This is a genomic window from Streptomyces sp. TG1A-8, from assembly GCF_030499535.1.
Taxonomy (GTDB): domain Bacteria; phylum Actinomycetota; class Actinomycetes; order Streptomycetales; family Streptomycetaceae; genus Streptomyces.
This window is the reverse complement of record NZ_JASTLB010000001.1, coordinates 4953549-4967588: the sequence shown is the minus strand read 5'-3', so window position 1 is coordinate 4967588 and position 14040 is coordinate 4953549. Positions and strand designations below refer to the sequence as shown.

Genomic DNA, 14040 nt, shown 5'->3' with positions numbered 1-14040 from the left:
CCGTCAACAGGAGCCGACCCCCGCGGGGGCCCACGACCGCGGGCCTACGGCCATTGACCCGTCCCCGGCGCCTCCCCGGCCGCCCGCAGGAACTCGCGCAGGATCCGCTCCCCGGCCAGCACCCCCCGCTCCGGCAGGGCGCTGACCGCCGGGGCGGTCCACTCCGTTTCGGCCAGCTCGCCGTGGCCGGGCCGCCAGCCGCGGTCGGCGGCGAGCAGCAGGTCGGCGTCCAGCAGGGAGTCCCCGGCGGCCAGGGTCAGGCGCGCGCCGGTGCGCCGGGCGACCTCGCGGACGGCCGCGCTCTTGGTGAGCGGCTTGGGGACGGCGTAGATCTTCCGGCCCTGGAGGGAGACGGTCCAGCCCCGGTCCTCCGCCCACACCGCCAGTTCCTTCACCCAGTCCCCGGGCAGCAGCTCGCGCTCGACGACCAGGTAGGCGAACAGGTCCTCGGCGACCCGGTGCTTGCGCACCCAGACGGGGTCGGCGGACCTCGTCAGGTGCTCGCGGACCTCCGCCAGCGGCGCGCACTCGTCGGCGAGCCGGGCCAGCACCCCGGCGTGCCAGTCCCGGTCCGTGGCCCCGTCCACCAGCAGGTGCCCGCCGTTGGCGCAGATCGCGTACTTCGGCGGCGGACCCGGCAGGTTGATGCGCTGGTACTGCCTGCGCGTGCGGGTGGTGGTCGGTGTGAAGACGGCGGTGCCGCCGAGGTCCGCCAGCAGCCGGGCGGCCGTCTCGGTCAGGTAGGACAGCGGCCTGCTCTCGTGGACCTCCACGCACAGCAGCCGGGGCGCCCGCGCGTCCGGCATGGTCAGCGCCAGGGCCGCCGCGGAGTAGATCAGCGTGCGGTCCAGGTCGCTCGCCACCAGTACCGGCATCAGACGTTCACCGCCCTGCCGTCGGCGCCGGTGGCGCCCCGCGTGTACCGGGGGTGGATCAGCCCCACGCAGGTGTAGGGCAGTTCGCCGACCTCCTCCACCGGCACGCCGCGCTGTGCGGCGAGCAGGCGTACGTGGTCCAGGTCGGCGCCCGCGCCGGCCCGGGCGAGGATCTTCCACGGCACCCGGCGCAGCAGCACCCGGGTGGTCTCGCCGACGCCGGGCTTGACGAGGTTCACGTCGTGGATGCCGTACTCCTCGCTGATCCGCTCGACGGCCCGCCAGCCCGCCCAGGTTGGCGTGCGGTCCTGCGCGGTCAGCTCCTCGACGGCCGCGTCGACGGTGTCGGTGACCTCCGGGAAGCGGGCGGAGACGGCGTCGAGGAAGGCGACGGAGACGTCGGCGCCGGCGAGTTCGCGGTAGAACTTGGCGCCGTGGTAGTCGTCCGGGCCGACCAGGTCCGCGCGCAGGACGGTGCGCGACACCAGGCCGGAGACGGTGGAGTTCAGGCAGGCGGACGGGATGAGGAAGTCCTCGCGGGTGCCGTAGGTGCGCACGCAGGAGCCGGGGTCGGCGAGGACGGCGATCTCCGGGTCGAAGCCGGTGACGCCCTCCCGCTCCTCGAACTCCGCCAGGGCCTGGGTGAGTTCGCGGGTGATGGCGCCCTTGCCGGTCCAGCCGTCGACGAAGACGACGTCCCGGGGGTCGTGGTGGGCGGCCAGCCAGCGCAGCGCGTTGGCGTCGATGCCGCGGCCCCGGACGATCGAGACGGCGTAGTGCGGGAGTTCCAGGCCGTGCCGGAACCGGGCCCAGCGGCGCATCAGCACGCCGACCGGGGTGCCGGCGCGGGCCAGTGAGACCAGCACCGGGCGCGGCGAGCGCTCCGCGACGACCGTCTCGGTGACCACGCCGACGGCCCGGGCCAGGCGCGCGGCGGAGGCGTCCAGGGCCGTGCGGAACAGGCCCTGGTACTGCTCGCTGGGCTGGTACTCCACCGGCAGTGACTCGGCGTAGTGCGCGCCGCCGCTCTGGACGGCCTCCTCGCGCTCCTCGGCCGGCGCCTCCAGGGCCACGTCCGACAGGTCCTGCAGCAGCCAGCCGACCTCCTCGGGCGGGTACGAGGAGAAGGCGGGACCGCGGAGGGGGTCGGGCAGCATGACCGGCCTTTCGGAGGGGGCGGGGGGCGCGGGGACGTGGGCGGGGACGACCGCGAGCAGGACGTGCGGGCTGTGGGCGGCGAGGCGGTCCAGCAGGCCGCCGGGCCCGTGCAGGGCGGGGGTGTCGGCGGCGGAGTCGACCACCGCGACGACGGCGTCGAAGGCGGCGCCCGCGACGTTGTAGGCGTAGCGGTCGCCGGGGCCGTCGGCCGGGTCGTCGTGGGCGGGGAAGACCAGGCGGGTGCGTATCGCGTAGCCGGGGTCGTCGACCGCGAGGACGGGAGAGCGGGTGGTGGTGGAGAAGCGCACCTGGGCCGGCACGATCTGCTCCAGCTCGCGGGCCAGGCGCAGCGGGGCGTACATCAGCTCCTCGCAGCCGAGCACGAGGACCCGCCGGGCGCCGGCGGGCAGCGCCTCGGCGAGGCGGGCGCCCATGGCGGGCAGCGCGGACTCCAGGCGGGCCCGGTGGGCGGGCGTGAAGCCGTGCCGGCCGCCGTCGGGCAGGCCCGGGGGCCAGCGCAGGTCGACGCGGGCGACGCGGCCGTGCGGCGGCCCGGGCACGTCCTGCGCGGACTCGTGCCGGGCGACCAGTTCCCGGCCCCTGGCCAGCACGTCCTCGGGCAGGCGTACGGTGCCGGACGCCACCGCGACCACGTCCACCCGGGCGCCGATGCCGGCGGCGAACCGCCGCAGGCGGGCGGTGTCCTCGGCGGAGCGCATGTCGACCAGGGCGACCACCACGTACCGTCCCCGGGGGTGGCGGGCGTGCAGGTCGCGGATGGTGTTGAGGACCGTGTTGCCGGTGGAGAACTCGTCGTCGACCAGGACCAGCGGGCCGTCGCCGGACAGCAGGGCCGGGTCCTCGGGGAGCAGCAGGTGGGAGGTGGCGTGGGAGTGGGACTCCTCGAAGCCGCCGGCCCGTGCCACGCCGGGGACCGGGCGGCGGGTGGAGTGCAGGTACGGGGCGGGGCCGAAGCCGTCGGCGACCGAGTGGCCGAGGGCGGTGGCGGTCTCCGCGTAGCCGAGGACGACGGCCGCGGCGGCCCCGGTGTCGCCGAGCAGGGCGCGGACCCGGCGGCCGAGGCGGAAGCCGTGGCCGTAGACCACGGACGGCGACTGCGGTACGTGTTTGCCCAGCACGTGGGAGACGAGCAGGTGGGCCCGCTTGGGGTTGCGGCGCAGCGCGAGCCCGAGCAGGGCCGGCAGTCCGTCGTCGCCCTCCAGTTCGACCCCGAGCCGCTCGGCGACCCAGCTGCCGGACCAGACCCCGTCGTTCACTGCGTTCTTCATGCGTTCCTTGGATGTGGGAAGGGTCAGCCGGGTATTCCGGCGGCGAGCAGTTCCACGAAGCCGACGTCCTCGTTGGCGACGCCGAACACCTCGGCGCGCAGCAGGGTCCGCTCGGCCCAGGCGCGGTGCGGCTTCACTTCGTTCATCTTGTTCGTGTAGGCCGACCGGAGTACGCCCCCGCCGCCGCGTTCCGGCCGCAGGATGTCCTGGGCGTCGCTGTACTCCTCGTGGCTGACCACGGACAACGCGTGCACGGGCAGGACGTGCGAGGGGTGGATGCAGGTCTTGCCGAGCAGGCCGTTGGCCTGGTCCAGGGAGATCTCCCGCAGCAGCCCGTCCATGGCGCGCTCGATGAGCCTTTCGCGCAGTTCGACGGCCTGCACCTCGGCGAACGGGCTCTGCCGCAACTGCGGCTTGAACATGCGTTCGGAGGCCCGGAAGTACTCCCAGACGGGCCCGGTCACGGTGAAGCCGGTGCCGTCGGCGCGGCCGAACATGTTGACCACGTCGGCGATCACGGAGGCGACGATCTGGACGTCGTACGCGGTCATGTCGGGGGCGCGGCGCAGCCCGTAGGAGGAGCAGAAGTCGGTCACGCCCAGGCGCAGCGCGAGCACCCGGTCGCGGTACTTGTCGACCGCGCGGAAGACGCCCTCCAGGGTCTCCGCCCGCGACTCGCGGTACAGCAGTTCGGGGGACTCCAGCACGGGCATGGCGAAGAGGCGGCGTCCGCCGGTGTGCTCGGCGGTGGCCAGCGCCTCCAGGAAGGGGATGCCGCGTTCCTCGGTGAACTTGGGCAGGACGAACCCGGACAGCAGCCGCGCGGACGGGCCGAGGCGCCGGACGAGGTCGGGGATCTGCCCGGGGGTGCGCACCCGGATGAAGAGCAGGGGCGGTTCGGCCCCCGGGCGGGCGTGGAGGTCGGCGAACTGCCGCACGAGGTTGTCCTCGCCCTCCGCGACGTCCTCGTCGCCGATGGAGTCCTCCAGGCACAGCACCATCGAGACCACGCCGGCGGCCGCCTGCTTGCCGATGTCGTCGGCGAGCCTCGGCCGGGTGGCCGGGCTGTAGAGCGTGGCGCCCAGGGCCGCGGAGAGGAGCCGGGCCGGGGAGTCGGCGGTGAACGCGCACGGCTCCCGGTGGAAGAGGCGCCTGAGCACCTCGGGGGCGATGTGCCCGAAATGACGCATGGGACTCCTCGCGGCGCCGTGAAACCTGTGTAATCGGTAAAGGGTGGCCGGTAATAGTACGTAGGGCTCTGTGTCCCAGGTTCCCTCCCGGCATGAATTCCCGGTAACCCGCCCATGTCACGGGGCACCCCCGCATTGTCGCGGCCGGGCCCGGGAAGGCAGGATGACCGCATGACGCACGCCATGCTGAAGGGGTCGAACGTCCCGCTGGAGGCCACCGCGGTGCGTGCCGTGGTGCGCTGGACCGCCGGCCAGGGGGTCCCGGACGTGGACGCCTCGGCGCTGCTGCTGGGCCCCGGCGGCCGTGTGCGCTCCGACGAGGACTTCGTCTTCTACAACCAGCCCCGGCACCCTTCCGGCGCGGTGTGGCGGCTCGGCAAGAAGCGCGTCGCCGAGGGACTGACCGACACGATCCAGTCGGACCTCACCGGTGTGGAGCCCGGCATCGGCCGCATCCTGCTGGTCGCCTCGGCGGACGGCGTCCCCTTCGACCGGGTCCCGGCCCTGTGCATCCTGCTGTACGACGCGGCGGTCGCCGGCGGGCAGCCGCTGGCCCGCTTCGAGATCAGGCCGGAGACCGGCTCGGAGACCGCCCTGATCTGCGGCGAGCTGTACCGGCGCGGGGACGGCTGGAAGTTCCGCGCCCTGGGCGAGGGGTACTCCAACGGGCTGAGGGGCCTCGCCACGGACTTCGGCATCTCGGTGGACGAGTCGGAGGCGCAGGAGCAGCCGCGCCGGGCGCTGCCCGAGACGGCCTCCCAGCCGCTCCCGCCCGAGCAGCCCACCGTGGCACCGGCCCGGCCGGCTTACGGCTATCCGCAGCCGGCCGCCCCGCAGCAGCCCGCCTACGGCTACCCGCAGCCCGCGACGGTCCAGCCCTCCTACGGCTACCCCCAGCCCCGGCCGGTCCCGGCGGCGCCCCCCGCCGACCCGGACTTCCGCCTGCCGCCCCAGGGACCCCAGTTCATCGGGCGGTAGGCGCGGCGCGCCCGTGGTGGGGGCCCGCCCTAGCGGTCCGCCTTGGTCTTGTACCCGCGCCCCCAGGTCAGGCCCCACCCGTAGAGCCGGTCCAGCTCGCCCTGGAAGCCGTACACGAACTTCACCTCGCGCCGGACCGTCAGCTCCCCCTTCACGTTCTCGATCATCACGACCGCGCAGGAGCGCGCCTGCGGGTGCCGCTCGTCCAGGCCTATCTCGATCCGCGGCCCGTTGCTCGGGTAGAGCGTGACGACCGCGTGGGTGCGGTCGAAGGCCGGGGTGCGGTCGTAGATGTACACGAAGACCAGCAGCCGCTTGATCTCGTCCCGGTGGTCGAGGTTGACGTACATCGTCTCGCCGGACCCGGACCCGAACCGGTCGTCCCCGCTGAGCTTGACGTACGGCGGGGAGTTGACGTCGCCGAGGTAGCCGCCGAGGGGCTGGACGACGCCCTTCGTGCCGTCGCTCAGCTCGTACAGGCAGCCCAGGTCGAGGTCGACGTCGACCATGCTCTGCCCGTGCCCGAGGATCTCCGGGGGTTTCAGGGCCCGGAAGGGGTGCCGGAGCAGGCCGGCCCGCTGGGTGGTGTTGAAGTCGGAGGTGCGCATCCGCCAGGCGAGGTTGACGCGCAGGTGGCCGGTGGCCGCGTCCTGTTTGGTCAGGGACACCCGCTGGTGCCGCCTGGTCAGTTCGATCGCGTTGCTCGCGGCGCTGCCCGAGTCGAAGTCGGCGGTGCGTCCGCCGCGCAGTCCGTCGAAGAAACCCATTCCCGCCCCCAGGTGCTCTTTCCTCTGCCGTCGGGGCGGCCGGTCCCTGCCGGCCGCCCCGATCAGAGCGTTCCTCACCGCGCGGGGCGTCACACCCCGTCCCGTCCCCGATCTCGCCCTTGGGTCCTGCCGTTCGAACCCCGCCGGGCCCGCGTGTCCCGGCACCGCTCCCCGATCCGGCCCGGTCCGGAGGAAGGACCCCGGGGGGCGGGGAACGGTCAGACGCCGGAGGAGACCTCGGCCTTGTCGTCGCTCCTGCCCTCGGCGGCCGCCAGGACGCGGTTGCGGCGGACGGAGGACCAGAAGGACCAGGCGATCAGGACGACGCCGACCAGACCGGTGACGACCTCGTTGATCTCGTACTGGATGGTGACCATGAGGATCACGGCCAGGGCGCCGATCGCGTAGTGGGCGCCGTGCTCCAGGTAGACGTAGTCGTCCAGGGTGCCCTGGCGGACGAGGTAGACCGTCAGCGACCGGACGTACATCGCCCCGATGCCGAGGCCCAGCGCCATCAGCACGATGTCGTTGGTGATGGCGAAGGCGCCGATCACGCCGTCGAAGGAGAAGGACGCGTCCAGGACCTCCAGGTAGAGGAACATGAAGAACGCGGCCTGGCCGGCCAGGACCACCGCCGAGCGCTGCTTGCCGCTGCGGACGGCCTCCTCCTCCTGCTCGTGCTCGCGTTCCTCCTCCGCCTCCAGCCTGTTCTCGAAGTGGCCGGACAGGCCGCCGACGACCATGTAGGTGATCAGGCCGGCGATCCCGGCGATCAGCACGGTCTGGGCCTTGTCGACGTGGGAGCCGCCGTGCTGGTGGGCGTGGGCGGCGAAGGTGAAGGCGGTGATGAGCAGGACGATCAGGGAGATGCAGACCGACAGCATGTCGACCTTGCCGAGCTTGGCCAGCGGCCGCTCGATCCAGCGCAGCCACTGGATGTCCCGGTCCTCGAAGATGAAGTCGAGGAAGATCATCAGCAGGAACATGCCGCCGAAGGCGGCGATCGCCGGGTGGGCGTCGGTGACCAGCTCCTGGTAGCGGTCCTTGTTGTTGAGCGCGAGGTTGACGGCCTCGACCGGACCCATCTTGGCGCTGATGGCGACGATGACGACGGGGAACACCAGCCGCATGCCGAAGACGGCGATGAGCACGCCGACCGTGAGGAAGATCTTCTGCCAGAAGGCGCTCATCTTCTTCAGGATCCCGGCGTTGACCACCGCGTTGTCGAACGACAGCGAGATCTCCAGGACGGCGAGGATCGCCACGATGCCGAAGGCGGTCCACCCCCCGTAGAACGCCGCCGCGACCAGACCGAGCGCGGTGACCGCGAACGACCAGCCGAAGGTTTTCAGAAGCACTGGCTCCCCCATCGTGTGTGTACGGATCTCCCCCGCGCCGTACGCGGCTTTACGAAACGTTGACTCCGAAGTCTAGAGCGATGCCCCGCAGCCCCGACGCGTACCCCTGTCCGACCGCTCGGAACTTCCACTCGCCCTGGTACCGGTACAGCTCGCCGAAGATCATGGCGGTCTCGGTGGAGGCGTCCTCGCTCAGGTCGTAGCGGGCCAGTTCCTGGCCGTCGGCCTGGTTGACCACCCGGATGAAGGCGTTGGAGACCTGGCCGAAGGTCTGGCCGCGCTCGTCGGCCAGGTGGATCGAGACGGGGAAGACGATCTTCTCGCAGCCGGCCGGCACCTTGGCGAGGTCCACCAGGAGGGACTCGTCGTCGCCCTCGCCCTCACCGGTGAGGTTGTCGCCCGTGTGCTCCACCGAGCCGTCGGGGCTGGTGAGCTGGTTGTAGAAGATGAACCATTCGTCGCCCAGCACCCGGTTCCCGGCGTCGCACAGCAGCGCGCTGGCGTCCAGGTCGAAGGGGGCGCCAGTGGTGGACCGCGCGTCCCAGCCGAGTCCGATCAGGACGTTGGTGAGGTTCGGTGCGGCCTTGGAGAGGGAGACGTTGCCTCCCTTGGCGAGCGTGACGCCCATGATGCTGGTCCTCCCCTGATGGTGCTTCCCTGGTTGCCCTGCACGTCCGGCGCCGCTCCCGAACGGAGCGGCGCCGGACGGATGCGGAGGCTGCCGGACGTCAGACGTTGACGCCGAAGTCCTGCGCGATGCCGCGCAGGCCGGAGGCGTACCCCTGGCCGATGGCGCGGAACTTCCACTCCGCGCCGTGCCGGTACAGCTCGCCGAAGACCATGGCGGTCTCGGTGGAGGCGTCCTCGCTCAGGTCGTAGCGGGCGATCTCCTGCTGGTTGGCCTGGTTCACCACGCGGATGAAGGCGTTGCGGACCTGGCCGAAGGACTGCTGGCGGTTCTCGGCGTCGTAGATCGACACCGGGAAGACGATCTTCTCGACGTCGGTCGGGACGCCGGCCAGGTGGACCTTGATCTGTTCGTCGTCGCCCTCGCCCTCGCCGGTGAGGTTGTCACCGGTGTGCTCGACCGAGCCCTCGGGGCTCTTGAGGTTGTTGAAGAAGACGAAGTGCTGGTCGCTCGCGACCTTGCCGGAGTTGTTCAGCAGCAGCGCGCTGGCGTCGAGGTCGAAGTCGGTGCCGGTCGTGGTGCGCACGTCCCACCCCAGACCGACGATGACGGCCGTCAGGCCCGGGGCCTCCTTCGTCAGCGATACGTTGCCGCCCTTGCTGAGGCTGACTCCCACGGGTCCTCCATGTGGTGTCCTGGGGCGGGAGCCCCGTCGTGCTTCGGATAGGGGATCAACGTGCCGATCCTAGTGACGGGTTCCCGCCCTCGGCGGACCTGACGCCACGCGTCACGGATGCCGGCCCGCGCGGCGGCTCACAGGGCGTCGAGCGCCCTGACGTAGTCGTTCAGGTCGCGCGCGTCGGGCAGGCCGTTGACCACGGTCCACCGCACGACGCCCTCCTTGTCGATGACGAAGGTGCCGCGGACGGCGCAGCCCTTGTCCTCGTCGAAGACGCCGTAGGCGCGCGAGACCTCGCCGTGCGGCCAGAAGTCGCTCAGCAGCGGGTACTCCAGGCCCTCCTGCTCGGCGAAGACGCGCAGGGTGTGGATGGAGTCGTTCGAGACGGCGAGCAGCCGGGTGTCGCGGTCGGAGAACTGCGGCAGGTTGTCGCGCAGCTCGCACAGCTCGCCGGTGCACACGCCGGTGAAGGCGAAGGGGTAGAAGAGGAGCACCACGTTCTTGTCCCCGCGGAAGTCGGAGAGCCGCACGGTGCGGCCGTGGTTGTCCTTCAGTTCGAAGTCGGGTGCCTTGTCGCCGACCTGGATCGCCATCGTCGTGCATCCCTTTCGGTGGGCTGTTCGGATGAGGGCGCGGCAAACGCCCCCGGCCACCCTACGCAGCCGTCACCGCCGGGCGGCGGACGGGTCGTCCGCCGCCCGGGGACGGGGCGGCTACCTCTTGCCGGACTTGGCGGCCTTCGGCGTCGCCAGACGCGAGCCGCTCCAGTCCTTGCCCACGCTGACGCTCTTGGACGCGGTCAGGCCGGCGGTCGTCGCGGCTTCCGAGATGTCGCTCGGTTCCACGTACCCCGCACGGCCGGTCTTCGGCGTGAGGAGCAGGATGGCGCCACCCTCCTCGATGTACGTGGTGGCGTCCACCAGCACATCGGTCAGGTCGCCGTCCTCGTCACGGAACCACAGCACGACGGCGTCGGCCACGTCGTCGTAGTCCTCGTCCATCAGGTCGCCTTCGACGGCTTCCTCAATGGCCTCGCGAAGCTCCTGATCGACGTCCTCGTCGTAGCCGATCTCCTGGACCACCTGCCCGGGCTGGAACCCCAGCCTGGCGGCAGGGTTCGTCCGCTCCTCCGCGTGGTCCGCGGTCGCGCTCACGGGTTGCCTCCTGATCATGTCTTGGTGAATGTCTCAGCCACGCGCGTGCGCGAAGCATTGGCCGTAGTCCACACGGGCGGGACCGATCGCGCAAGTACCCGGCCCTCCGGACCGCCGAAACGGTGACGATCCCGGCCGTGTCGCCGCAACTCCTGGCACCGTATCCCGATTCCCGGGGAACCACCTCACACCGATGTGCCCGGTTTGCTCGGATCGGAATCATCCGTCGTCACACCCGCCGAACAACCTTGCCATCCCCGTCGCACCCCGGGCGTATCGTTGCGTTTTGACCGGTAGAGATGACGTGCGCCGTCCCGAGGTACACGATGGGAACCGGTGCAGACACGAATAGTAGGCACGAGTACCAGTGGCCCTCTGACAGGTAAGGAACAGCGTGGCTTCCGGATCCGATCGCAATCCGATCATCATTGGCGGCCTTCCGAGTCAGGTTCCTGACTTCGATCCCGAAGAGACCCAGGAGTGGCTCGACTCCCTCGACGCCGCCGTGGACGAGCGCGGCCGGGAGCGGGCCCGTTACCTGATGCTCCGCCTGATCGAGCGGGCCCGCGAGAAGCGCGTGGCCGTGCCCGAGATGCGCAGCACGGACTACGTCAACACCATTCCCACCAAGAGCGAGCCGTTCTTCCCGGGCAACGAGGAGATCGAGCGCAGGATCCTGAACGCGACGCGCTGGAACGCTGCCGTGATGGTCTCGCGCGCCCAGCGCCCCGGCATCGGCGTCGGCGGCCACATCGCCACCTTCGCCTCCTCGGCCTCGCTGTACGACGTGGGCTTCAACCACTTCTTCCGCGGCAAGGACGAGGGCGACGGCGGCGACCAGGTCTTCTTCCAGGGCCACGCCTCCCCGGGCATCTACGCGCGCGCGTACCTGCTCGACCGGCTCACCGAGGGGCAGCTCGACGGGTTCCGCCAGGAGAAGTCGAAGCACCCGAACGGGCTGTCCAGCTACCCCCACCCGCGCTCCATGCCGGACTTCTGGGAGTTCCCGACCGTCTCCATGGGGCTCGGCCCGCTCGGCGCGATCTACCAGGCGCGGATGAACCGCTACATGGAGGCGCGCGGCATCGCCGACACCTCCCGGTCACACGTGTGGGCCTTCCTCGGCGACGGCGAGATGGACGAGCCGGAGTCGCTCGGCCAGCTGTCCATCGCCGCGCGCGAGGGCCTGGACAACCTGACCTTCGTGGTCAACTGCAACCTGCAGCGCCTGGACGGGCCGGTGCGCGGCAACGGCAAGATCATCCAGGAGCTGGAGTCGGTCTTCCGGGGTGCCGGCTGGAACGTGATCAAGCTGGTCTGGGACCGCAGCTGGGACCCGCTGCTCGCCCAGGACCGCGACGGCGTGCTCGTCAACAGGATGAACACGACGCCCGACGGCCAGTTCCAGACCTACGCCACCGAGTCGGGCGCCTACATCCGCGAGCACTTCTTCGGTGACGACCACCGGCTGCGCGCGATGGTGCAGGACATGACCGACGACCAGATCCTGCACCTGGGCCGCGGCGGCCACGACCACCGCAAGATCTACGCGGCGTTCAAGGCGGCCAAGGAGCACAAGGGCCAGCCGACGGTCATCCTCGCCAAGACGATCAAGGGCTGGACGCTGGGCCCGAACTTCGAGGGCCGCAACGCCACGCACCAGATGAAGAAGCTCACGGTCGACGACCTGAAGCGCTTCCGGGACCGGCTGCACCTGCCGATCTCCAACCGGGAACTGGAGTCCGGCGCGCCGCCGTACTACCACCCGGGCCGGGACTCCGAGGAGATCCAGTACATGCACGACCGGCGCAAGTCGCTCGGCGGGTACGTCCCGACGCGCGTCGTGCGCTCCGAGCCGCTGCCGCTGCCGGACGACAAGACGTACGCGAGCGTGAAGAAGGGCTCCGGTCAGCAGTCGATCGCCACGACCATGGCGTTCGTGCGGTTGCTGAAGGACCTCATGCGGGACAAGGAGATCGGCAAGCGGTTCGTACTGATCGCACCGGACGAGTACCGCACGTTCGGCATGGACTCGTTCTTCCCGAGTGCGAAGATCTACAACCCGCTCGGCCAGCAGTACGAGGCGGTGGACCGCGACCTGCTGCTCGCGTACAAGGAGTCGCCGACGGGCCAGATGCTGCACGACGGCATCTCCGAGGCGGGCTGCACGGCCTCGCTGATCGCGGCCGGCTCGGCGTACGCCACGCACGGCGAGCCGCTGATCCCGGTGTACGTGTTCTACTCGATGTTCGGTTTCCAGCGCACCGGTGACCAGTTCTGGCAGATGGCCGACCAGCTCGCGCGCGGTTTCGTCCTGGGCGCGACCGCGGGTCGCACGACCCTGACCGGTGAGGGCCTGCAGCACGCGGACGGGCACTCGCAGCTGCTCGCCTCGACCAACCCCGCGTGCGTGGCCTACGACCCGGCCTACGGCTACGAGATCGCGCACATCGTCCAGGACGGCCTGCGCCGGATGTACGCCGGCGACGCCGAGCACCCGCACGGCGAGGACGTCTTCTACTACCTGACCGTCTACAACGAGCCCATCCAGCACCCGGCCGAGCCGGCGGACGTGGACGTCGAGGGCATCCTCAAGGGCATCCACAGGATCGGTGAGGGCACCGGCGGCGAGATCCCGGCGCAGATCATGGCGTCCGGCGTCGCGGTGCCGTGGGCGCTGGAGGCGCAGCGGATCCTCGCCGAGGAGTGGAACGTGCGGGCCGACGTCTGGTCGGCGACCTCGTGGAACGAGCTGCGCCGCGAGGCCGTGGCCTGCGAGGAGCACAACCTGCTGCACCCGGAGGAGGAGCAGCGGGTGCCGTACGTGACGCGCAAGCTCAGCGGCTCCGAGGGGCCGTTCGTGGCCGTGTCCGACTGGATGCGGTCCGTTCCCGACCAGATCGCGCGGTGGGTGCCCGGGACGTACCAGTCGCTGGGCGCGGACGGCTTCGGCTTCGCCGACACCCGCGGCGCGGCGCGGCGGTTCTTCCACATCGACGCGCAGTCGATCGTGGTGGGAGTGCTGACCGAGCTGGCCCGGGAGGGCCGGGTCGACCGGTCCGCGCTGAAGCAGGCCATCGACCGGTACCAGCTGCTGGACGTCTCGGCCGCGGACCCCGGGGCGGCGGGCGGCGACGCGTAGCGGCACGGCGCTGCGGCCGAGGGCGGTGGAGTGGGGACTCCACCGCCCTTACCTCTTCTTTACTATGCGGTCATGGAGCGACGGACGGCACAGGAGCGGTGGGAACGGCGCACTCAGCGGCCGCTGCTGGCACTGACTGTGGGTTTCGCCGTCGCGTACGCCGTGCCGATCGTGGACAGCTCCGCGAGCCGTGCGGCGACGGCCGTGTGCACGGGCGTGGAGTGGGTGGTGTGGGCCGCGTTCGCCGCGGACTGCCTGGTGCGGCTGGCCCTCACCCCGCGGCGCGCGGAGTTCGTGCGGTCCCACTGGCCCGACCTGTGCGCGGTGGTCCTGCCGGCACTGCAGCCGCTCCGGCTGCTGCGCATGGTGTCGACGCTGCTGCTGGTGGGGCGGCGGGCGCGGATGGCTCCGCAGATCCGGCTGACCACCTACGTCGCGGGGTCCGTGATCGGGCTGCTGATGTTCGGGTCCCTGGCGGTGCTGTCGGTGGAGCGGGAGTCGCCGGACGGGAACATCCGGACCCTGGGCGACGCGGTGTGGTGGTCGTTCACGACGATGACGACGGTGGGGTACGGGGACCACGCGCCGACCACGGGGCTCGGACGGATGATCGCGGTCGGGCTGATGCTGTCGGGGATCGCCCTGCTGGGCGTCGTGACCGCGAACATCGCCACGTGGTTCATCGCGCGGTTCGACAAGGACGACGTGGAGGAACGGCGGCAGACGGAGGCGATCACCGCGCTGGCCGAGGAGATCCGCCTGCTGCGGGCCGAGGTGGCCCGGCTGACCGCGCGGGAGGAGCAGCGGCGCTGAGGAGGCCGC

At 71.2% G+C, this 14040-nt stretch carries 12 protein-coding genes; 3 read left to right on the top strand and 9 right to left on the bottom strand.

Going from position 1 to position 14040, the window contains the following annotated elements; all coding sequences use genetic code 11:
* Window positions 1-44: 44 nt before the first annotated feature.
* From QQY24_RS21740 to QQY24_RS21730, 3 genes are read right to left on the bottom strand one after another with little or no spacing between them, the layout of a single operon-like run.
* The gene (locus tag QQY24_RS21740; protein ID WP_301974375.1) at window positions 45-875 is read right to left on the bottom strand and encodes an HAD family hydrolase; all 831 of its coding nucleotides are present in this window, start codon (window positions 873-875) and stop codon (window positions 45-47) included.
* Window positions 875-3322, bottom strand: coding sequence for a phosphoribosyltransferase (locus QQY24_RS21735; protein ID WP_301974374.1), 2448 nt, complete (start codon window positions 3320-3322; stop codon window positions 875-877). Before QQY24_RS21735 ends, QQY24_RS21740 begins: the two co-directional genes overlap by 1 nt.
* Window positions 3323-3345: 23 nt before the next feature.
* Window positions 3346-4512, bottom strand: a complete 1167-nt coding sequence (locus QQY24_RS21730; RefSeq protein WP_301974373.1) for an HpcH/HpaI aldolase/citrate lyase family protein — start codon at window positions 4510-4512, stop codon at window positions 3346-3348.
* A 171-nt stretch (window positions 4513-4683) separates the two neighbouring features.
* On the opposite strand from QQY24_RS21730, the gene QQY24_RS21725 reads away from it, so the two are divergent.
* Window positions 4684-5490 (top strand): TerD family protein, encoded by an 807-nt coding sequence (locus QQY24_RS21725; protein WP_301974372.1) that lies wholly within the window; start codon window positions 4684-4686, stop codon window positions 5488-5490.
* A gap of 29 nt (window positions 5491-5519) precedes the next feature.
* Here the strand turns inward: QQY24_RS21725 and QQY24_RS21720 are convergent, their stop codons facing one another.
* From QQY24_RS21720 to QQY24_RS21695, 6 genes are all read right to left on the bottom strand, one after another.
* The gene (locus QQY24_RS21720) at window positions 5520-6257 is read right to left on the bottom strand and encodes a Tellurium resistance (RefSeq protein WP_301974371.1); all 738 of its coding nucleotides are present in this window, start codon (window positions 6255-6257) and stop codon (window positions 5520-5522) included.
* 218 nt (window positions 6258-6475) lie between these two features.
* Window positions 6476-7615, bottom strand: coding sequence for a DUF475 domain-containing protein (locus tag QQY24_RS21715; protein ID WP_301974370.1), 1140 nt, complete (start codon window positions 7613-7615; stop codon window positions 6476-6478).
* A gap of 49 nt (window positions 7616-7664) precedes the next feature.
* A complete protein-coding gene (locus tag QQY24_RS21710; protein WP_301974369.1) occupies window positions 7665-8243 on the bottom strand; it encodes a TerD family protein in 579 nt (192 codons plus the stop codon).
* Between the two features lie 100 nt (window positions 8244-8343).
* On the bottom strand, window positions 8344-8919 hold the full coding sequence (locus QQY24_RS21705) for a TerD family protein (protein WP_301974368.1): 576 nt from the start codon (window positions 8917-8919) through the stop codon (window positions 8344-8346).
* 137 nt (window positions 8920-9056) lie between these two features.
* Window positions 9057-9515, bottom strand: coding sequence for a peroxiredoxin (locus QQY24_RS21700; RefSeq protein WP_301974367.1), 459 nt, complete (start codon window positions 9513-9515; stop codon window positions 9057-9059).
* Window positions 9516-9635: 120 nt separating this feature from the next.
* The gene (locus QQY24_RS21695) at window positions 9636-10076 is read right to left on the bottom strand and encodes a DUF3052 domain-containing protein (RefSeq protein WP_301974366.1); all 441 of its coding nucleotides are present in this window, start codon (window positions 10074-10076) and stop codon (window positions 9636-9638) included.
* Window positions 10077-10470: 394 nt separating this feature from the next.
* Here QQY24_RS21695 and aceE point away from each other — a divergent pair, with 394 nt between their 5' ends.
* Both aceE and QQY24_RS21685 read left to right on the top strand, forming a co-directional pair.
* Window positions 10471-13218 (top strand): pyruvate dehydrogenase (acetyl-transferring), homodimeric type, encoded by a 2748-nt coding sequence (gene aceE, locus QQY24_RS21690; protein WP_301974365.1) that lies wholly within the window; start codon window positions 10471-10473, stop codon window positions 13216-13218.
* Between the two features lie 72 nt (window positions 13219-13290).
* Window positions 13291-14031, top strand: a complete 741-nt coding sequence (locus QQY24_RS21685) for a potassium channel family protein (RefSeq protein ID WP_301974364.1) — start codon at window positions 13291-13293, stop codon at window positions 14029-14031.
* Window positions 14032-14040 lie beyond the last annotated feature (9 nt).